General features: G+C 61.8%; 21 protein-coding genes. 13 read left to right on the forward strand and 8 right to left on the reverse strand.

Annotated features, from left to right (window positions below):
- Entirely contained in the window at nt 1-1,311 is a 1,311-nt protein-coding gene (gene deoA, locus C5J24_RS08130; protein ID WP_105417105.1) for a thymidine phosphorylase, read from the forward strand.
- On the opposite strand, the gene C5J24_RS08135 is transcribed toward deoA, so the two are convergent.
- The 7 genes from C5J24_RS08135 to C5J24_RS08165 all read right to left on the reverse strand — a co-directional run bounded on the left by C5J24_RS08135 (nt 1,312) and on the right by C5J24_RS08165 (nt 6,731).
- Nucleotides 1,312-1,827, reverse strand: coding sequence for a TIGR02281 family clan AA aspartic protease (locus C5J24_RS08135; RefSeq protein WP_105402485.1), 516 nt, complete (start codon nt 1,825-1,827; stop codon nt 1,312-1,314).
- 124 nt (nt 1,828-1,951) lie between these two features.
- The gene (gene upp, locus C5J24_RS08140) at nt 1,952-2,581 is read right to left on the reverse strand and encodes a uracil phosphoribosyltransferase (RefSeq protein ID WP_046667258.1); all 630 of its coding nucleotides are present in this window, start codon (nt 2,579-2,581) and stop codon (nt 1,952-1,954) included.
- 61 nt (nt 2,582-2,642) lie between these two features.
- Nucleotides 2,643-3,659, reverse strand: coding sequence for an adenosine deaminase (locus tag C5J24_RS08145; protein WP_105417107.1), 1,017 nt, complete (start codon nt 3,657-3,659; stop codon nt 2,643-2,645).
- The gene (locus C5J24_RS08150; RefSeq protein ID WP_105402362.1) at nt 3,656-4,876 is read right to left on the reverse strand and encodes a phosphopentomutase; all 1,221 of its coding nucleotides are present in this window, start codon (nt 4,874-4,876) and stop codon (nt 3,656-3,658) included. The genes C5J24_RS08145 and C5J24_RS08150 overlap by 4 nt, the downstream gene beginning before the upstream one ends.
- Nucleotides 4,877-4,988: 112 nt before the next feature.
- A complete protein-coding gene (locus tag C5J24_RS08155) occupies nt 4,989-5,582 on the reverse strand; it encodes a TadE/TadG family type IV pilus assembly protein (protein ID WP_105417109.1) in 594 nt (197 codons plus the stop codon).
- On the reverse strand, nt 5,582-6,220 hold the full coding sequence (locus C5J24_RS08160; protein WP_105417111.1) for a TadE/TadG family type IV pilus assembly protein: 639 nt from the start codon (nt 6,218-6,220) through the stop codon (nt 5,582-5,584). Before C5J24_RS08160 ends, C5J24_RS08155 begins: the two co-directional genes overlap by 1 nt.
- A 100-nt stretch (nt 6,221-6,320) precedes the next feature.
- The gene (locus C5J24_RS08165; protein WP_245437312.1) at nt 6,321-6,731 is read right to left on the reverse strand and encodes a pilus assembly protein N-terminal domain-containing protein; all 411 of its coding nucleotides are present in this window, start codon (nt 6,729-6,731) and stop codon (nt 6,321-6,323) included.
- 403 nt (nt 6,732-7,134) lie between these two features.
- Between C5J24_RS08165 and C5J24_RS08170 the strand changes: the two genes are divergently transcribed.
- The 9 genes from C5J24_RS08170 to C5J24_RS08210 all read left to right on the forward strand — a co-directional run bounded on the left by C5J24_RS08170 (nt 7,135) and on the right by C5J24_RS08210 (nt 16,024).
- A complete protein-coding gene (locus C5J24_RS08170; RefSeq protein ID WP_105417113.1) occupies nt 7,135-7,323 on the forward strand; it encodes a Flp family type IVb pilin in 189 nt (62 codons plus the stop codon).
- Nucleotides 7,324-7,461: 138 nt separating this feature from the next.
- Nucleotides 7,462-7,974: a prepilin peptidase gene (locus C5J24_RS08175; RefSeq protein ID WP_105417636.1), complete on the forward strand. Its 513-nt coding sequence runs from the start codon at nt 7,462-7,464 to the stop codon at nt 7,972-7,974.
- Between the two features lie 113 nt (nt 7,975-8,087).
- The gene (cpaB, locus tag C5J24_RS08180; RefSeq protein ID WP_105417637.1) at nt 8,088-8,900 is read left to right on the forward strand and encodes a Flp pilus assembly protein CpaB; all 813 of its coding nucleotides are present in this window, start codon (nt 8,088-8,090) and stop codon (nt 8,898-8,900) included.
- A gap of 13 nt (nt 8,901-8,913) precedes the next feature.
- Nucleotides 8,914-10,455 (forward strand): type II and III secretion system protein family protein, encoded by a 1,542-nt coding sequence (locus C5J24_RS08185; RefSeq protein ID WP_105417115.1) that lies wholly within the window; start codon nt 8,914-8,916, stop codon nt 10,453-10,455.
- Nucleotides 10,456-10,461: 6 nt separating this feature from the next.
- The gene (locus C5J24_RS08190) at nt 10,462-11,187 is read left to right on the forward strand and encodes a CpaD family pilus assembly protein (protein WP_205836925.1); all 726 of its coding nucleotides are present in this window, start codon (nt 10,462-10,464) and stop codon (nt 11,185-11,187) included.
- A gap of 21 nt (nt 11,188-11,208) precedes the next feature.
- Complete coding sequence (locus C5J24_RS08195; protein ID WP_105417117.1) at nt 11,209-12,504, forward strand: CpaE family protein; 1,296 nt, start codon at nt 11,209-11,211, stop codon at nt 12,502-12,504.
- A gap of 15 nt (nt 12,505-12,519) precedes the next feature.
- The gene (locus C5J24_RS08200) at nt 12,520-14,010 is read left to right on the forward strand and encodes a CpaF family protein (protein WP_105417119.1); all 1,491 of its coding nucleotides are present in this window, start codon (nt 12,520-12,522) and stop codon (nt 14,008-14,010) included.
- A 13-nt stretch (nt 14,011-14,023) separates the two neighbouring features.
- On the forward strand, nt 14,024-15,037 hold the full coding sequence (locus C5J24_RS08205; RefSeq protein ID WP_105402369.1) for a type II secretion system F family protein: 1,014 nt from the start codon (nt 14,024-14,026) through the stop codon (nt 15,035-15,037).
- 12 nt (nt 15,038-15,049) lie between these two features.
- Nucleotides 15,050-16,024, forward strand: a complete 975-nt coding sequence (locus C5J24_RS08210; RefSeq protein ID WP_105417121.1) for a type II secretion system F family protein — start codon at nt 15,050-15,052, stop codon at nt 16,022-16,024.
- 311 nt (nt 16,025-16,335) lie between these two features.
- Here C5J24_RS08210 and C5J24_RS08215 read toward each other — a convergent pair whose 3' ends face one another.
- Nucleotides 16,336-17,169, reverse strand: a complete 834-nt coding sequence (locus C5J24_RS08215; RefSeq protein WP_105417123.1) for a tetratricopeptide repeat protein — start codon at nt 17,167-17,169, stop codon at nt 16,336-16,338.
- 139 nt (nt 17,170-17,308) lie between these two features.
- Between C5J24_RS08215 and C5J24_RS08220 the strand changes: the two genes are divergently transcribed.
- The 3 genes from C5J24_RS08220 (at nt 17,309) to C5J24_RS08230 (ending at nt 20,028) form a co-directional block, all read left to right on the forward strand.
- Entirely contained in the window at nt 17,309-18,703 is a 1,395-nt protein-coding gene (locus tag C5J24_RS08220; RefSeq protein ID WP_105417125.1) for a M17 family metallopeptidase, read from the forward strand.
- 86 nt (nt 18,704-18,789) lie between these two features.
- Nucleotides 18,790-19,131: a helix-turn-helix domain-containing protein gene (locus C5J24_RS08225; RefSeq protein ID WP_037079769.1), complete on the forward strand. Its 342-nt coding sequence runs from the start codon at nt 18,790-18,792 to the stop codon at nt 19,129-19,131.
- 36 nt (nt 19,132-19,167) lie between these two features.
- Nucleotides 19,168-20,028, forward strand: a complete 861-nt coding sequence (locus C5J24_RS08230; RefSeq protein WP_105417127.1) for an NlpC/P60 family protein — start codon at nt 19,168-19,170, stop codon at nt 20,026-20,028.
- The last annotated feature ends 22 nt before the right edge of the window (nt 20,029-20,050 follow it).

The following is a 20,050-nucleotide window of genomic DNA, read 5'->3' on the forward strand; positions in this document are numbered from 1 at the left end:
ATGATCCCGCAGGAGATCATCCGTCGCAAACGCGACGGAAAAGTCCTCGCCGCCGAGGAAATCGCAGCCTTCATCGGGGCCCTGACAAGAGAGGAAATCTCCGAGGGCCAGGCGGCTGCCTTCGCCATGGCTGTCTTCTTTCAGGGCATGTCCCGTAATGAGACGGTAGCGCTGACGCTTGCCATGCGTGATTCCGGGACTGTCCTGAATTGGGACGGCCTTGGCCGACCGGTGGCGGACAAGCATTCGACCGGCGGCGTCGGTGACAACGTCTCGCTGATGCTCGCGCCGATCGCTGCCGCCTGCGGCCTTGCAGTTCCGATGATTTCCGGTCGCGGGCTCGGGCATACCGGCGGTACGCTCGACAAGCTGCAGTCGATCCCCGGTTACAACGTGATGCCGGACGAGATTTTGTTCCGCAAAGTGGTAGACGAGGTCGGTTGTGCCATTATCGGGCAGACGAGCGACCTCGCTCCTGCCGACCGCCGGCTCTACGGCATCCGCGACGTGACGGCCACCGTCGAATCCGTGCCGCTGATTACAGCCTCCATCCTCTCCAAGAAACTCGCGGCCGGACTCGGCAGCCTCGTGCTCGACGTGAAGGTCGGCAACGGCGCCTTTATGGAAAGTCTGGAGGAGGCCGAAACGCTGGCCCGCTCACTGGTCGACGTGGCGAACGGTGCCGGCGTGAAGACGGCTGCGCTGCTCACAGACATGAACCAACCGCTCGCCGATGCGGCCGGCAATACGCTCGAAATCGTCAACTGTCTCGATTTCCTGGCTGGACTGAAAGTCGGTACGAGGCTTGAAGCCGTCGTTCTGGCGCAGGCCGCGGAAATGCTGGTTCAGGCAGGTGTGGCGCGTGACCTGTCGGAAGCCGAGGAGAATGCGCGACTGGCCCTGAGTTCCGGCGAAGCGATGGAGCGTTTTGCCCGCATGGTCCATGCGCTCGGCGGACCAGTGGATTTCTGCGAGCGGCCGGATGTCTATCTGCAGCGCGCGCCGGTGCAGTTGCGCGTGCCGGCGCCGCGTGATGGATACCTTGTCGCCTGCGAGACCCGCGCCCTCGGCCTGGCCGTGGTCGAACTCGGCGGAGGCCGCAAGCGGGCGGCGGATCCGATCGATCATCGTGTGGGCTTCAGCGCATTGTTGCCGCTCGGTAGCCCGGTGTCGGAAGGCGAGCCGATCGCCATGGTACATGCCAGAACTGAAGAGGATGCCAGGCGGATCGCCGAGGATGTCGCGCGTTTCTACACGATCGCTGATGCTCCGGTCGCAGCCGCGCCGGTCATCTTGAAGCGCATCGGCTGATCACTGGATCAGCTTCAGGTTCCCGCCTTCCACCTGGAAGGATTTCAGCTTCTTCAAGAAACTCATGCCGACCAGGGTGCCGGTCAGCGCCTTGTCGCGCAGCACGAAGGCATCGACGTCCTTGACGCGCACGCCGCCGATCTCGATCCGGTCGAGGACCACATGCGCCGCCTCGGTGCCGCCATTGGCGGTATTGACGGTGTAGCGGAAATCCAGGCCGTTGGCGCTGTAGCCCAGCTTGCGGGCCGTGCTCTCGTTGATCGCTACCAGGGACGCGCCGGTATCGACGAGGCCGTCGACGGATTTGCCGTTCATCCGGAACGTGCCGTTGAAATGTCCGCGCCCATCCGCTTCCAGCGTCACGCTGCCGGATGTCACGGAGACAGGGGTTGCCTTTGCGGGCGCTTCGACGGCGGCCATCGCCTCCGTCGGATGATCGGCACGCTGGATCATCGCTGGGATCTGTGTCGCCAGCAGCGCCGCAACGGCGGCAAAAATGACGGTGCGCAGGAGCATGAACAATCCTCTCGGCATGAACCGGATATCCGCTTCCTGCATAACCGGAAAACCATAAGAAAACGGCCCGCGAAATCTTCGCAGGCCGTTCATTTCAAAGCTTGGTAAGCGAATTCTAAATTAATTACTTTGTACCGTACATGCGGTCTCCGGCGTCACCGAGACCGGGCACGATATAGCCATTTTCGTCGAGATGGCTGTCGATCGAGGCCGTGTAGATCTTCACGTCCGGATGCGCCGCGCGGAAGTTGGCGATGCCCTCGGGGGCTGCAAGCAGGCAGAGGAAGCGGATGTTGTGCGCTCCGCGTTCCTTCAGCTTGTCGACTGCGGCGATCGAGGAATTGCCGGTCGCCAGCATCGGATCGACAACGATGATCAGCCGCTCTGCGATATCGTCCGGCGCCTTGAAGTAATATTCGACCGGCTGCAGCGTCTCGTGGTCGCGGTAGACGCCGATATGCGAGACTCGGGCCGAGGGCACCAGTTCCAGCATGCCTTCCAGAAGCCCGTTGCCGGCACGCAGGATCGAAGCGAAGACCAGCTTCTTGCCCTCGACGACCGGCGCCTGCATTTGCGTGAGCGGCGTCTCGATGGTTTCCATGGTCAGTTCGAGGTCGCGGGTTACCTCGTAGCAGAGCAGCATCGAGATTTCCCGGAGCAGCCGCCGGAAACCCGCCGTCGAGGTTTCCTTCTTGCGCATGATCGTCAGCTTGTGCTGCACCAGCGGATGATCAATGACAGTGACGCCGTTCATGAGCTTCCCCTTATTGTTTGCCTGTCTCTTCATTCAGGAAAAAGGCCGGTTCCGCAACCCATCAGGCGCGTATGGCCGCCTCATCCCCAGCCTCTGACCCAGCTTGTGCGTCGAACAGGGCGATCAGCTTTGCCCTTGTCTCTTCGTCCACGAAGGCAGCTTCGATCGCCATGCGCGTCATCTCATCGATCTCGTCATCCGGCATTCCCATGATCGCCGAAGCGATCTCGTATTCGCGGGCGAGCGACGTGTGGAAGAACGGAGGGTCGTCGGAATTGATGCAGACGCGCACGCCGGCGGCCTTGAGACGTTTCAGCGGGTGGCTGTCGAAATCCGGAAACACGTTCAGCGCGATGTTCGAGCCCGGGCAGACCTCCAGCACGGTGCCGAGCTCGACAAGCCGTTCCACGAGTGCCGGATCCTCGATCGCCCGGACGCCATGGCCGATCCGGGTAGGCTTCACCAGATCGAGCGCATCGGAAACGCTGAAGGCACCGCAGACCTCGCCGGCGTGGATGGTCAGGCCCAGTCCGGCATCGCGGGCGATATCGAAGGCGCGGGCATAGTCGGCGACGCGGCCCATGCGTTCCTCGCCGGCCATGTTGAAACCGGTCACCAGCGGGTTTTTCGCCCGTGCCGCATATTCCGCGGCCGAGATCACCCGGTCCGGGCCGAAATGCCGTTCGCCGGTAACGATGATCCGCGCCTCGATCCCGGTCTTTTCACGCGCCGCATGGATGCCGTCGCAGATGCCGGCAAGATAGGCATCGGCGCCGAGCCCGATCCGGTCTCCGTGATCGGGCGAGACGATGATTTCGCTGTAGATCGTGTTGGCGGCGGCGAGTTCCAGAAGATAGGTCTCGGTCAGCAGCGCGTAGTCGTCGGCCGTTCTGAACAGGCTGGCAACCGCATCGTAGCAGACGAGAAATTCGGAAAAGTCCGACCAGGCATAGGCGCCGTCACGCAACACCTTGCTCGCATCGACGCCATATTTCCTGGCTTGGCTTGCCGCCAGTGCCGGCGGCGTGGCGCCTTCGATATGGCAGTGAATCTCGGCCTTGAGGAGGTGTCTGGTCAAAGGAAGCTCCATCCGTTGGGCCCGAGCGGGATCGAGAGATGCGTGGCTATGGTTTCGGCAATGTCCGAATAGCTTGCCCTGATCCCGATCGAGCGGGAGCGGATGCCCGGCCCGAACGCCATGACCGGCACCCGCTCGCGGGTGTGGTCGGTGCCGCGCCAGGTCGGGTCGCAGCCATGATCGGCGGTGAGGATGACCAGATCGCCCGGCTTCAGCCGCCGATGGACGTCCGGCAGGGCGCGGTCGAAGGCTTCGAGCGCCGCGGCATAACCCGGCACGTCCCGGCGATGACCGTAGAGCATGTCGAAATCGACGAAATTGGTGAAAACCAGATCGCCCAGCGCCGCCTCGTCCATGGCGGCAAGGGTCGCGTCCATCAGCGCCGCATTGCCGTTCGCCTTGATGACGCGCGAAACGCCCTGGTGGGCGAAGATGTCGCCGATCTTGCCGATGGCATGCACCGAACGACCGCCCCGGATCAGCCGGTCGAGCAATGTCGGCTCCGGCGGCGGCACGGAGAAGTCACGGCGATTGCCGGTGCGCTCGAACGTCTCTGCCGTCTCGCCGAGGAAAGGCCGCGCGATCACACGGCCGATATTCATCGGATCGAGCAGCACTCGGACGGTTTCGCAGAGCCGGAGCAGCCGCTCGAGGCCGAAATGGGTTTCGTGGGCGGCAATCTGGAAAACGGAGTCTGTCGACGTGTAGCAGATAGGCTTGCCGGTACGGATATGCTCTTCCCCGAGCCGGGCGATGATTTCGGTGCCGGATGCGTGGCAATTGCCCAGAATGCCCGCAATGTCGCCCTCACGGCAGATGGCATCCACCAGTTCGGGAGAGAAGGCCTCGCCTTCGGTCGGGAAATAACCCCAATCGAACATCACGGGCGTCCCGGCGATTTCCCAATGGCCGGATGGCGTATCCTTGCCGCGGGAAATTTCGTTGGCCGCGCCGTGCAGGCCGAAGATCCGCTCCGGCATCGGCATGCCGGCGGGATAGTCGCCGCTGGCAAGCTTGGCGATTTCCAGAAGCCCGAGCGACGACATGTTCGGCAGATGCAGCGGACCTTCCCTGAGGCCCGCCCGGTCGCCGACGCCGGCCGCGCAGAACTCCGCGATATGCCCGAGCGTGTTGGAGCCCAGATCGCCATACTCGTCCGCATCCGGGGCGCCGCCCACGCCGAATGAATCAAGAACGAACAGGAAGGCACGCGCCATCGGTCACCCGGAAGTTTGAATATCGCCAGCCGACGGTTCTGCTGGCCGGCTCGAATCGGGATTCATATAGCCGCGTGCGCGTGTTGGCAAAGGGGTTAACGTCCGATGCGCTTCAGCAATTGGTGCAGTTGACGCTGTCTCCGAGGCGCTGGCGGTAGAAATACTCCCGCGCAATGGTGAGGTCCTGTACCTCGCTCGGCAAAAGACCCGGCATGAACATCAGGAGTTCGTGGTGAACTGAGACCTCCGCCCGGACGAGGAAGGAATTGGCTATGTGCATATCGGCCGGTACCTGGACCGCGGAGCCGATCGCATAGGGCCTGCCATCTTTTTCGTCCCATGACCAGGCAACGGTCGGATTGCCAGTGGCATCGAGTGTCACCCCCGTGACTTTGATGCTGAGCGTGTTGGGCGTATAGGGCGCAAACAGACTTGCGGTCACGTCCTTCATCGTCATGAGGATCGTCTTGTCGACGCTCGTTTCCCGGGTCACCAGATCGGCGATCGTGCTGGCGCTATGCGTCACCCGTTTGGAGACGCTGAGTCCGATGGTGATCTCGAAGGACGTGATATAAAGGCTGAGAAGGAGTGGCGCGATCAGGGCGAACTCCACTGCTCCGACGCCGCGCCGGTCAGCCACCAGCTGCTTGAGGCGGGTCAACATGCCCGGATATCGCGTCCGCGGCTGCCGCTTTTGCTCTTCCATCACGGATAATCCTCGGCTCGAAAGGCGGATGTTTCGACGATCAGGAAATAGTTCGGACGCCCGCCGCCCTCGGGTCGCACATTGGTGATGTAGGGCCGGATCAGATCGGTGATGACGTCCCAGCGGTAATAAGCCCGCAGCATGTTGATGCTTTTCGCGGGGCCTGGCGCATAGGCGAAGGAAGACGTATCGAGTTCGCCGAAAGCGCTGCCGGAGGTCGAACGCGGAATTGTCGTGGGAATGAGTGCAAAGGTGGCGAACGAGCGGACATCGAGCAGAAGTTTATCCGGCGTCGCGATTTCCTCCTCGCTGCACTTGATCATGATCGATATTTCGTCGCAGAAGGCGCGGCGGAATTCTGTTTGGGTCTTGTCGGTGCCGCGATTGAGCCCATAGGTGATGTTGCCGGTCCTGAGCTTGCGCGCCATCGTGTCGACGGCATTGGCGACAAGCTGTTCTCCCGTATAGGCGATGAAGGTTTCGACGATCGCGAAGACGATCAGGAAATAGGGAATGGCCAGCAACGCGAATTCGATTGCGGCAGCGCCGTCCTTGGAGCGGGCAATCCGCCGCCACGCGCTCTTGCCTCTTATAGGCATAGGCGCCCTGCTTTTGGTATCGTCATAATCCTGGCACATGGTTCCCGTCCGACAGCCCGGCTTGAGCGTGCCGATCGTATGGCCGGATTATTGAGATTCCGTTGCAGCGATCGGCCGCAGTTTAACCACCTGTCCCCGATCAGGGCGTGGCGGTGTTCTTGAACTCGGCGTGCTGCTCGCAATTGGGTGTGCAGGAAAGGATGGAACGTTCGGTTTGCCGGAAGACGCGTACCGTGTTTCCTTCGTCGATCGAAACGAGCACCCGTTCGTCGGCAATCGCATTGCCCTCGGCGTCCAGCAGCACGAGATTGGTCGTGCCGAAGCTGCGGCCGGTAAGGACGATCGTGGTGGAGTCCGCAACGGTGGCATCGGCCACGTTCGAGTTGCCGACGATGACCTTGCTGACCGGCCTGTCGAGTTTCAGCACGCGCGCGTGATTCATGAATACGCGCAGAAGGCCCTCCTGATCCTGCGCTGCAGACTGCCCCGCGCCCGCGAAGACGACACCGCAAATGGCGAGGAGTCGGACCATGACGCTACGGAACAGCATTGGAGGGGCCTTCAGGTGAGATTGTTATCTCCGCAAGGATGGCTGCGATTGGTGAATGAAGGGTTAAGTGGCACAGAAGGCGGTTCTTGATCCCCGTCTTAACCATTGCCGATTGGCCGGAATTGCAACCCGAGGAAGCGAATTTCAGCCTTCCTGCATGCAAATTAAGGCTCTGTAAAAAAATGCACATTAGCAAATTATGAGAATGGGCAGGTGGTCGCTCGAATGCAAGTTTTGTTCTTTCCTCTTCGTTTACCACGCAACCGGCAATCCTCCGTTAACCGGAAGGTAACGATGTTCCTTAAGCCGATGGCAATCGTCCCTCTGTAGGTTTCAGTCATCCGAACAACGGAAAACAGTTGTCGGGAAGTGCTGAACAACAAATGTGGAGTAGGAGAGTTCCATGACCAAGATTTTCGCTCGTTTTATGAAAGATGAATCTGGTGCGACTGCCATCGAGTATGGTCTTATCGCAGCACTCATCTCCGTTGCTCTGATCGCCGGTGCGACCACCCTCGGCGGCGCGCTGAACACCCAGTTCACCAACATCTCGAAGAAGCTTAACTGCGGCACCGGCACCGCCGCGTGCTGATTGCAGACGACAAATTTCAGAAGCCGGCTCGATCACAATCGAGGCGGCTTCGTCTTATTTCGTAGTTTAGCAGGGATTGCGGATCGCGTATTCTGCTCGTGCAAATCCTGACTGATGGCGGCGGATTCAGTAATGATCGTGATCACTCTGGCCATTCTTACAATCCTGCCGCTTTGCCTGGCGCTTGCCGCCATATCCGATCTCGTCAGCATGACGATCCCGAACCAGGTATCGGCGGTTGTTCTGGTGTCCTTTCTGGTCCTAGCGCCGCTCGTGGGGCTAAGCTGGCCGGAAATCGGCATGAATCTGGTCGCCGGTCTTGCCGTGTTCGGCGTGTGTTTCGCGCTGTTCGCCTTCAATGTCATGGGCGGCGGCGACGCCAAGCTACTGACCGCGACAGCCGTCTGGTTCGGCTTCAATCACTCGCTTCTCGTTTTCCTCGTCACCGTCGGTTATGTCGGCGGCGCGGTGACGCTTGCTTTCCTGCTCCTGCGCTCGCAGGCGGCGTCGGTCATGGCCATGGGCATCCCGCTCCCCTCATCCCTCGTCAACGCCAAGAAGATCCCCTACGGTATCGCCATCGCGATCGCCGGCTTCCTGACCCTTGAGCTTGCGCCTATCCATCTCCTGGCGGTGAAGGCGTTTCAATAGAGGTTTCAGCGATTGAAAGATCGCGTTAACCAGAATTGTAAGCTTCTCATTAACTATAATTACACCATTGGAGGCCATTCTCCGGGAAGTTAGTGTTCCCCCAAGGAATGGCCATGAAGCCCACCCGTATCATTATTCTAGCGGTTGCCGTGGTGGCGGCGGGTCTCGCCGGCATGCTCGCCATGCGCCTTTCCGGCACGAAGGCCCCCGAACTGGTGGAAACCGTCATCCAGAAGGAGCCGACGGTCAAGGTGCTCGTGACGGCTGAGAACCTGCCCGTGGGCAGCCGGCTGAACGACAAGTCGATGGCATGGATGTCCTGGCCCTCGAGCGGCATCGTCGACGGATTCATCACCGATTCCACGCGCCCGAATGCCATGACCGAGCTTCAGGGCGTCGTCGTCCGCATGCCGATGTTCAAGGGCGAGCCGATGCGCGCCGAGAAGATCGCCGACTCATCCAGCCGAATCATGTCCTCGCTGCTGCCATCCGGAAAACGGGCAGTAGCAACCGAGATCTCGGTTGCTACTGGCGCCGGCGGCTTCGTGCTGCCGAATGACCGGGTCGACGTCATCATGGTGCGCGAGAACAAGGACAACGGCAATTACATTACCGAAAACATCCTGAGCAACGTTCGTGTCCTTGCGATCGACCAGCAGGTCCAGGAAAGCGAGGACGGCAAGAAATCCGTCGTCGGCACGACGGCGACGCTGGAACTGACGCCGGACCAGACAAAGGTCATCGCCGTCGCCCAGCAGATGGCTCAGCGGCTGACGCTCGCGCTGCGCTCGGTCGCGGATTCGCAGGAGACCGACACGGTAGCCCCGGACTATTTGCTGCATGGGGGTGATGGCAAGGCGGATATCCAGGTCATCAAGTCGGGGGCGATCGTCAAGAGCACGGCGACGGCGGAGCAGGCGAAATGAACGGAGCGTTCAAGTGAGCAGTCTGAAACTCAAGATTCGTAGCTCGGCAGCGGCAGGCATGGCTTTTTGCCTCGCCTTTTCCGGCGTTTCGATGAATATCGCCCCGATCAGCCTTCAGCCGGCGCAAGCTCTGGCGGCCGAAAACAGCGTCGTGCGTATCACCGAAGGCGGGCCCGGAATACGCAAACGGCTTCAACTCGGTCTCAACAAGGCACTGGTTGTCGACCTGCCGTCCGATGCCCACGACATTCTGGTCGCCGACCCGAGCATGGCTGACGCGGTGACGCGCACCTCCCGCCGTATCTATCTGTTCGGCAAGACCGTCGGCCAGACCAACATCTTCGTCTTCGGACCCAACGGCGAGGAAATCGTCAGCCTGGACGTGGCAATCGAGCGCGATATTTCCGGCCTCGAGCAGAACCTTCGCCGGTTCCTGCCGGAATCGAACATCAAGGTCGAGATCATCTCGGACAACATTGTTCTGTCCGGCAGCGTCCGGACGCCGCAGGACTCGGCACAGGCGGAAAAGCTCACCACCGCCTTCCTCAAGGGCGGTGAGGCGACCACCCGGAACATTACGGCTCAGGGCAATAACGGTGACGCGGACATCTTCGCCGAAGCCCGACAGCAGTCCCAGATCGTCAACCTCTTGACCATCGAGGGCGAGGACCAGGTCACGCTGAAGGTGACGGTTGCGGAAGTCAGCCGGCAGGTGCTGAAGCAGCTCGGTTTCAACGGCTCCGTGACCGGCCCCAAGGGCTCGATTTCCTTCGCAAACCCCGCCAATCTCGGAAATGCCGTCGGCCTGGCTGCTCAAGGCATCATGTCCGGCAACATCGGGAATGTCGGCCTTTCGACTTATATGAACGCCATGGAACAAGCGGGCGTCATGCGCACGCTTGCCGAACCCAGCCTGACCGCCATATCCGGCCAGCAGGCGAAATTTTATGTGGGCGGCGAATACCGCCTGCCTGGCCAGCAGGAAGTCGATGGCCAGGCGGGTACTGTCACGCAGACGGTCGACACCGTCGATTATGGTATTGAACTGAACTTCAAGCCTGTCGTTCTGTCCCCCGGGCGTATCAGCCTGGTGATCGAAACCAACGTGTCGGAGCCGACCTACGAAGGCTCTGCCGTGACGGGTAACGGTGCCTCACTGCGGATCCCCGGCAACACCTACATGTCGATCCGCAAGCGCGAGGCTTCGACCACGGTCGAATTGCCATCCGGCGGCTCCATCGTCATCGCCGGCCTGGTGCAGGACAATGTCCGACAGGCAATGTCCGGCCTGCCGGGTATTTCCAAGGTTCCGGTGTTCGGGACGCTTTTCCGCAGCAAGGACTTTATCCGCAACGAAACCGAACTCGTGATCATCGCGACGCCTTATCTGGTCCGTCCCGTTGCGCGCAACGAGATCGCCCGGCCGGACGACAACTTCAATCCGGAAAACGATGCCGCGACCTTCTTCCTGAACCGCGTCAACAAGATCTACGGCCGTAAGGAACCCGTCGCGGCGGGCCAGTATCACGGCGCCGTAGGCTTTATCTACAAGTGAGCGGTCATGGACATTGAAACCCAGAAAATCTCGGCCGAAGGACAGGATGCCATGACCAAGGGTATAACCAGGTCCCATCGCGGCAGGGTCGCCGCAGCATTGGCGCTTGCCGTATCCGGCCTGCTCCTGTCGGCCTGCGGCAACAGCCAGCTCACCACGGGCTCCATCCCCGACGACTATCGCACCCGCCATCCGATCGTGTTGGCGGAAGGCCAGTCGACCCTCGATATTCCGATCGCCTCGGGTGATGTCCGCCTGACGACCGGGATGCGGGATACGGTGAAGGGCTTTGCGCAGAACTTCATGGCGTCGCCGGCCGGCGTGATGCAGATCCAGGTGCCATCCGGGTCGTATAATTCCGGTGCAGCCCAGCATCTGGCGGGCGATATTCGCCGCGAGCTGACGCGTTCCGGCATCAAGCCGCAGCGGATCCTGATGAGCAGCTACGCCGCCTCGCCGAATGGCGATGCTGCGCCGATCCGGCTTTCCTACGTGACGACTAAGGCGATGACAGGCCAGTGCGGCGAATGGCCGGCAGACCTGTCGGACAACACGTTCGGCAACAGGAACTGGTACAATTTCGGCTGTGCCAGCCAGAACAATCTTGCAGCCCAGGTCGCCAATCCAACGGATCTCATCGCCCCGCGCGCCATAACGCCGATCGACGCCACCCAGCGCGCCAAGGTCATCAGCGACTACCGCACCGGCGGCACCGCCACGACGACGCCGTAAGCCAGTGAACCGGAGAACACGATGAGCGCGATCAACTACGAAATCCGCACTCCCGGCCAGGGTGAAGGGTTTGCCGAGGACGCCGATCGTCCGGGCGATTTCGACGCGCTGCGCCCGCTGCCGCGCATCTCCATCCATTCCTTCTGCGAAAGCGACGGGATGCAGCGCATGATGGACCGCATGGCCCGCGATCGCCGCATGGCCAAGGTCAACCTGCGAGTGACCATCGGCGGCACCAGCGCTGCCGCCAACATGTTTTCGTCCACCCCGACCCCGAACCTCATCATTCTGGAAACCGACGCCGAGCCGAAGAACCTGCTCCATGAGCTCACGCCGCTTGCGGAAGTGTGCGACCCCTCGACCAGGGTCATCGTCGTCGGCCGCTACAACGACATTTCGCTCTATCGCGAGCTGATCCGCAACGGCATTTCCGAATACCTCGTCGGCCCCGTGCAGATGCCTGACATGCTGGCTTCGATCTCGGCGATCTTCGTGGATCCCGAAGCCGAACCGCTTGGCAAATCGGTCGCCTTCATTGGCGCCAAGGGCGGCGTTGGTGCCTCGACCATCGCGCATAACTGCGCTTTCGGCATTTCGAACCTGTTCTCGACCGAAACCATCCTGGCCGATCTCGATCTTCCCTTCGGCACCGCCAATATCGATTTCGATCAGGATCCGGCCCAGGGCATTGCGGAAGCCGTCTTCGCGCCGGAACGCCTGGACGAAGTCTTCCTCGATCGCCTTCTGACCAAGTGCTCCGAGCATCTCTCGCTGCTGGCGGCTCCCTCGCTGCTCGATCGTGCCTATGATTTCGATCGCAACGCGTTCACGCCGATCATCGAGCTCCTGCAGCGCAGCGCGCCGATGGCCGTTCTGGATGTCCCGCATGGCTGGACGGAATGGACGCGGGCGGTTCTGTCGGAGGTCGACGAGGTGGTGATCTGCGCGGTTCCCGATCTCGCCAACCTGCGCAACACCAAGAACATGCTCGATGCGTTGAAGAAGCTTCGCCCGAACGACCGCGCGCCGCATCTGATCCTCAACCAGGTCGGCATGCCGAAGCGCCCGGAGATCGCTCCGAACGATTTCATCGAACCATTGGAGATCGAGCCGATCGCCATCCTGCCGTTCGACGTGCTGTTGTTCGGCAATGCTGCCAATAGCGGCCGCATGATCTCCGAAATCGACGCGAAGTCGCCTGTCGCCGAAACCTTCTCCCAGATCGCCCATATCGTCACGGGTCGCGTCGCAATGAAGAAGGTGAAGAAGGGTGGCCTCGGCAAGATGCTCGGCATGCTCGGGCGCAAGAAGGCATAACACCAGGAAACCGGTATGTTTGGAAAACGCGGAAACGAGGGATTTGGGAAGAGCGGCAGCGTAGCGCCGCCGCTGCCGGCGGCACCTGCGCCTGCCGCGGCGCGGTCCGCCGCTCCGGAAGTCCTTGCCGAGCCGGTGCGCGATCCGGTTACCCAGCGGCAGCAGATCTCGTCGCCCCCGCCGCTTGCGCCGCAGTCCACCGCCCGCAAGCGCCCGGCGCGCACGGAACTCTATTACGACACCAAAAGCCAGGTCTTCTCGGCGCTGATCGATACGATCGACCTTTCCCAGCTTGCCAAGCTCGATGCGGAAAGCGCGCGCGAGGAAATCCGCGATATCGTCAACGACATCATCACCATCAAGAATTTCGCGATGTCGATCTCCGAGCAGGAGGAACTGCTCGAGGACATCTGCAACGACGTTCTGGGTTACGGCCCGCTGGAGCCGCTGCTCGCCCGCGATGACATCTCCGATATCATGGTCAACGGCGCCGGGCAGACCTTCATCGAAGTCGCCGGCAAGACGATCGAATCCGAAATCCGCTTCCGCGACAATTCCCAGCTCCTGTCGATCTGCCAGCGCATCGTCAGCCAGGTCGGCCGCCGCGTCGACGAGTCTTCGCCGATCTGCGACGCGCGCCTGCCGGATGGATCGCGTGTCAACGTCATCGCGCCGCCACTCGCCATTGACGGACCGGCGCTCACCATTCGTAAGTTCAAGAAGGACAAGCTGAACCTCGACCAGCTCGTCAGGTTCGGCGCGATCACCCCGGAAGGCGCCGTGCTTCTGCAGGTCATCGGCCGCGTCCGCTGCAACATCGTCATTTCCGGCGGTACCGGTTCGGGCAAGACGACGCTGCTGAACTGCCTGACCAACTATATCGACAAGGAAGAGCGGGTCATCACCTGCGAGGACACCGCCGAACTGCAGCTGCAGCAGCCGCATGTAGTCCGGCTCGAAACCCGTCCGCCGAACATCGAGGGCGAGGGCGAGATTACCATGCGCGACCTCGTCAAGAACTGCCTGCGCATGCGGCCTGAGCGCATCATCGTCGGCGAAGTGCGCGGACCTGAAGTCTTCGACCTGCTTCAGGCGATGAACACCGGCCACGACGGATCGATGGGCACGATCCACGCCAACACGCCGCGCGAATGCCTGAGCCGAATGGAATCGATGATTGCCATGGGCGGTTATTCGCTGCCGGCCAAGACCGTGCGCGAGATCATCAGCGGTTCGATCGACGTCATCATCCAGGCGGCCCGCCTGCGCGACGGTTCGCGCCGCATCACCCAGATCACCGAGGTGATGGGCATGGAAGGCGACGTGATCATCACCCAGGACCTGATGCGTTACGAGATCGACGGCGAGGACGCCAACGGCCGCCTGATTGGCAAGCATATGTCGACCGGTATCGTTAAGCCGCATTTCTGGGACCGCGCCCGTTATTACAACGAGGAAAAGCGCCTTTCTGCCGCGCTTGACGCGATGGAAAAAACCAAGAGCTGAGGAGCAGGGTTCCATGTTCGGGCTGGATATCAATGTCGTGGCGATCATCGCCCTCGTGGCGGTCGCCGCGGCGGCGGTCTGTTACGCGCTGTTGTTCTCTCGCATGGAAGTGGAAAAGAAGGCCGACAGCCGGCTCAACCGGGTGAAATCGGCGGAAACCGATCTCAACAAGGTCAAGGCCGCGCGCGACCGCGTGCAGGAGCTTTCCAAGCGCCGCAAGTCCATGCAGGATTCGATCAAGGACCTGGAGAAGAAGCAGGAAGAGAAGAACAAGAAGATGGCCGACGGCAGCTTGAAGGCCAAGCTACCCCAGACCGGCCTGTCCCTGACGATGGGCCGCTTCTATATGTTCAGCGTCCTTTTCGGCGTCTTCGTTTTCCTCGTGGCCCTGATCGCCGGCCTGCCGCTGCTCGGCGCCGTCGGTGCCGCCTTTGTCAGTTCGGTCGGGTTGCCGCGCTGGATCATCGGTTTCCTGGTCAAGCGTCGCCAGAAGAAGTTTCTCGATGAATTTCCGAATGCGCTCGACGTCATGGTGCGATCGATCAAATCCGGCCTCCCGCTCAACGATTCAATGCGGCTGATCGCTTCGGACGGCCAGGAACCGGTGAAGACGGAATTCCGCCGCGTGATCGAATCCCAGCAAGTGGGCTTGAGCATTCCGGAAGCCTGCACGCGCATGATGATGACCATGCCGCTGCCGGAGGTGAATTTCTTCGCGATCGTCATCACCATCCAGGGTCAGGCCGGCGGCAATCTTTCCGAAGCGATCGGCAATCTTTCCAAGGTGCTGCGCGAGCGCAGGAAAATGAAGGCCAAGGTGCAGGCGTTGTCGATGGAAGCCAAGGCTTCGGCGGTGATCATCGGCGCTTTGCCCTTCATCGTCTCGCTGCTCGTTTATCTCACCTCGCCTCAGTACATCTCGATCATCTTCACCGATCCGCGCGGGCACCTGATCCTTTTGTTTTCCGGCGTCTGGATGTCGATCGGCATTTTCGTCATGCGCAACATGATCAACTTCGACATCTGAGGGGATTGAGCGATGGGACTGGCAACGACGCTCACCGACCCGACCACACTGCTCGCCATCCTGGTGGCCGTGGCGGTTTTCGCGACCCTCTACACGCTGGCGAGCCCGTTCCTCGAAAAGGGAGACCTCGACAAGCGCATGAAGGCGGTTTCCACCGAGCGTGAACAGATCCGCGCCCGCGAACGCGCCCGGATGAATTCCGAACAGTCGAAGACGTCGCTGCGCGCACAGAACAATCAGTCGGTCCGGCAGATCGTCGAGCGCTTCAATCTGCGCAAGGCGCTGGTGGACGACAACACTGTCAACAGGCTTCGTGCTGCCGGCCTGAGGTCGCAGAACGCCCTCAACATGTTCCTGCTGGCCCGTTTCCTGCTGCCCTTCGTGTTCCTCGCAGGCGCCATCGTCTGGATTTTCGTGCTCGGCAACCTCGCCACCCGGCCGTTCCCGATCCGGATGCTGGCGGCGATCGTCGTCGCCTATATCGGTTTTTATGCACCGAACATCTACATTTCCAATCGGGTCAAGAAACGCCAGCATTCCATCAAGCGGGCCTGGCCCGATGCGCTCGACCTGATGCTGATCTGCGTCGAATCGGGGATTTCCATGGAGGCGGCGATGCGCCGCGTGGCCGAGGAGATGGCGCAGGCGTCGCCGCCTCTGGCCGAGGAAATGGTGCTGACGACGGCCGAGCTCTCCTTCCTGCAGGATCGCCGCACCGCGCTCGAAAATCTCGGCATCCGCACCCAACTCGATATCGTCAGGGCGGTTACCCAGGCGCTGATCCAGGCGGAACGCTACGGTACGCCGATTGCCTCGGCGCTGCGTGTGCTTGCCCAGGAAGGCCGCGACGAGCGGATGAACGAGGCGGAAAAGAAGGCGGCCGCCCTGCCGCCGAAGCTGACCGTGCCGATGATCCTGTTCTTCCTGCCGGTGCTGATCGCCGTCATCCTCGGCCCCGCCGGCATCCAGGTCGCCGACAAGTTTTGATGACGTCGGCAGCAAGCGCCGAGGCGACGGTGAACGGCACCTGAATTCCAGCTTCAGACCGCATTCAGCGGCGATAGATCAATATCCCCTCATCGAGCGAAAGTTCCGTCCGATTACGAACGCGGATCGGAGCGCTCACGTGATTTTGGAGGATACCCGATGCTGGCAAGACTTTGCGTGAACCTCGTCCTGATCGGCGGAATCATCACGGTGATTTCGCGCCTCATCTGAAGGCGTACCGATGGAGGGCCATCCCGAAAACAGGAAAACCGGCGCAAGGCCGGTTTTTTGTTGGGATGACGGTAGCCCGGTCAATTCGTCTTGGGCTTGCTCTTGCCGTCCTTGTCGGCGAGCTTTGCCCAGGCATTCTGCTGGGATAACATCGAACGCAGATAGGTGACGTTGGCGTCCGCCTGCTGCTGCGAGAGTTCCCGGCGGGCGATCTGTTCGGCTTCCGCGAAACGGCCCTGCAGGCCGACCACCAGCGCCAGGTTCTGGCGGACGCGGCTGTCGGCGGCGGGCTGGCCGGCGGCATTGCGCATGTAGGTTTCCGCTGTCTTCAGGTCACCGGAAAGCACGTAGGACATTCCCAGATTGGACATCACGCTCGGCTCGTTCGGCTGGGTCTCGAGCGCCATGCGGTATTTCTGGCGGGCCTCCGCCGAGCGACCGAGCTGGTCGAGCACGGCGCCTTCGGCCGAATAGAGCCGCCAGTCCGGATGATCGGGGGTCTGGGCGCGATTGATGGTTGCGAGCGCCTGTTCGAGCTGGCCGGCACCGGCCTGCGCCTTGCCATAGGCCGCCAGCACGTCCCGATCGGCCGGGTGGGCGATAGCCACCTGCTGCATCACGGCAAGCGCCTGCGCATTCTTGCCGGTCATTCCGAGCACCGTCGCGTATTGCAGCCCGATCTGCTTGTTCTTGGGATCGCGGGCATAGCTCGCACCGACAGACTTCTCGGTGCTGGCAAGATCGTTCGCGTTCATGCCGTCCATGGAGGCGGCCGAGGCCCTCGGGATCGAGCTCGTCGTTTCTACATCCCGCTTCGTCGCGCAGCCGGTGACAGAGAGAACGGCGAGAATAGCGAGGGCGGCAGTCTGGGCGAGGCGGGTCTTGCGAAGCGTCACGGCTGCGGAAGCGGTCATGGGGTGCGGTCTCGTTCGGTCCGGTGCCACGTCTTCCGAATAGGGAGCGGGCATATAGCGCATTTCCACTCCAGCAATAAACTGTTAACCCTAACAGATCGTTAAGACGAGCGATTCCAGCAGCTTCCGAAGGCTCCCCATGACTCCTTATCAGTATATCGAACGCCCCTCTCCCTTCAGCGCGAAAGGGGCGGCGACCAGGCCAATCCACGCCGTGACCCCCTCTGACCTGGAGGCTGGGAAGCTCGATGCGGCGGCACTCGCCTGGGCGAAGGCGGCGGGTTTCAAGGCGGAAGCAGGCGCAGTGCTTCTGTTGCCAACGGCCGGCGGTGAGGTGGGCAGCGCTCTGTTCGGCCTTGGCAGCGATCCTGCCGAGGCGCCGTTCATTACCGGAAAACTCTCGAAGCTCTTGCCGGCGGGTGACTGGCATGTCGAGACCTCGGCGCTTGGCGATGCACATCTTGCCCTCGGTTATGGCCTCGGCACCTACGGCTTTAGCCGCTACAGGTCCGACAAGCCGAAGGACGTGCGGCTTGCGATCCCGGCCACGGCCGATGCCGCCGATGTCGAGCGCCAGCTCGCCGGCGTTTTCCTGGCCCGTGACCTCATCAATATTCCGACCAACGAGATGGGGCCGATCGAGCTGGAAGCTGCCTTCCGGGCGCTTGGCGAACATTACGGCGCAACCGTCACCTCCATTGTCGGTGAGGACCTGCTCGCTCGGAATTTCCCGCTCGTCCACACGGTCGGCCGCGCCAGCGTCTCACCTCCGCGCCTGCTCGAGATGCGTTGGGGGCAGAAGGGCCATCCGCGCGTCACCCTGGTGGGCAAGGGCGTCTGCTTCGATACCGGCGGCCTCGACATCAAGGGCGCCGCCAACATGGCGCTGATGAAGAAGGACATGGGCGGTGCCGCGAACGTCATGGGACTTGCCCTGATGATCATGGATGCGGGTCTTGAAGTGGACCTGCAGATTCTGGTGCCGGCGGTCGAGAACTCCATTTCCGGCAATGCCTTCCGCCCCGGCGATATCTACAGGAGCCGCAAGGGCATCACCGTGCAGATCGATAATACCGACGCCGAAGGCCGGCTGGTCCTTGCCGACGCGCTTGCCTATGCGGACGAAAACCCGCCGGACCTGATGGTCGACATGTCGACGCTGACCGGAGCCGCCCGCGTCGCGCTGGGCACCGAGCTTGCGCCCTATTTCACCGACGACGAAGCACTTGCCGGCAAGCTGATGGATGCGGGCCGTGCTGAAGCCGATCCGATGTGGCGCCTGCCGCTGTGGATGGGCTACGACAAGGATATCCGCTCCCGCGCCGCCGATATCACCAATTCGCCTTCGGGCGGCATGGCCGGCGCGATTACCGCAGCGCTTTTTCTCAAGCGCTTTGTCACCGCCACCAGGAGCTGGGTGCATTTCGACATTTACGGCTGGGTGGCCGCCGAAAAGCCGCAGGCACCGGTCGGCGGCGAGGCGTTTGCGATCCGCGCGCTCTACCGCACGATCCGCGACATGGCGGCGAAATAAACCGGCTCCGAAACAAACCGGTAAGAACTTCGGCCTAAAATCCGTCGGATTGTGACGCGAGGCCGGATTTTTGAACCGAGGTGGTGATGCCGGTTGAACTGACCGCCACGGAAGCGCTGGGCCTCTGGCACCGGGTATCGCTGGAGCAGGTGCGCCACGACGGCCGCGATCTGACATTGCGCCAGATGTCCATTCTGCTGCATATTTATCTCGTGCCGCCGCCGCACACGGTGCGCGGGCTGGCGGCGACGCTCGGCGTCACCAAGCCGGTCATCACCCGCGCGCTCGACACGATGGGCGAGATGGGCCTGGTGGACCGACAGCGCGACGAGCGGGATCGCCGCAACGTAGTGATCAAGCGCACGGTGGCGGGTGCGCTCTATCTGGAAAAGCTGGGCGACCTGATCATCCGGGAAGGCCGCCAGTGATGGGTTTGCCGCGAAGCGCCCGAAGGGAATTTTGAGATGACCAAGCTGCTCGACAGACGCCTGCATGCCTTCCGGCCCGACCTCGCAGACGAGACGCTGAAGGGCAGCGTCGAAGCAGGCCAGTTCGTCCGCGGCGAACCGGCACGCATCGCCGTGCCGGTGGCCCAGCTCCGCCCGGCACCGGACCTTGCCCGCGGCATCGATACCGAACTTTTGTGGGGCGAAACCGTCCGCGTCTTCGACCGTGCCGATGGTTTTGCCTGGGTGCAGGCCGATCAGGACGGTTATGTCGGCTACCTGCCGGAGGCTATGCTCGGAAGCCCGGAGGAACCCAGCCACCGCATCGCCGTGCCCCGCACCTTCCTGTATCCGGAACCGGAGCTCCGCAAGCCGCCGGTTGGCGCTCTGTCCATGGGCAGCCGCGTCACCGTCGTCGGCGAGGCGGAAACCCGCGGCACGCGTTATTTCGTCTTGGCGAGCGGCGAGGCGGTGATCGCCCGCCATTGCCTCCCCATCGCCGAGACCTTGGGTGACGATTACGTCGCCGTCGCCGAAAAATTCATCGAGACGCCCTATCTCTGGGGTGGCCGTTCCGGTTTCGGTCTTGATTGCTCGTCGCTCGTGCAGCTTGCCCTGATGATGACCGGCCAATTTGCCCCGCGCGACTCCGATATGCAGGCCTCGATCGGCAAAGAGATCGGCCAAGGGGAACTTCGCCGCGGCGACCTCGTTTTATGGAAGGGTCATGTCGGCATCATGGAGAGTGCCGAGACGCTTCTCCATGCCAACGGCCACACAATGAGCGTCGCCCGTGAGAATTTCGAGGCGGCTGTTCAGCGGATCGGCTGGCTTTACCAGCAGCCCACCGGCTATCGCCGCCTGGATAACCGCCGATGATCACGCAAACGTGGTCCCCGGC

The organism is Neorhizobium sp. T25_27, from assembly GCF_002968565.1.
Classification (GTDB): domain Bacteria; phylum Pseudomonadota; class Alphaproteobacteria; order Rhizobiales; family Rhizobiaceae; genus Neorhizobium; species Neorhizobium tomejilense.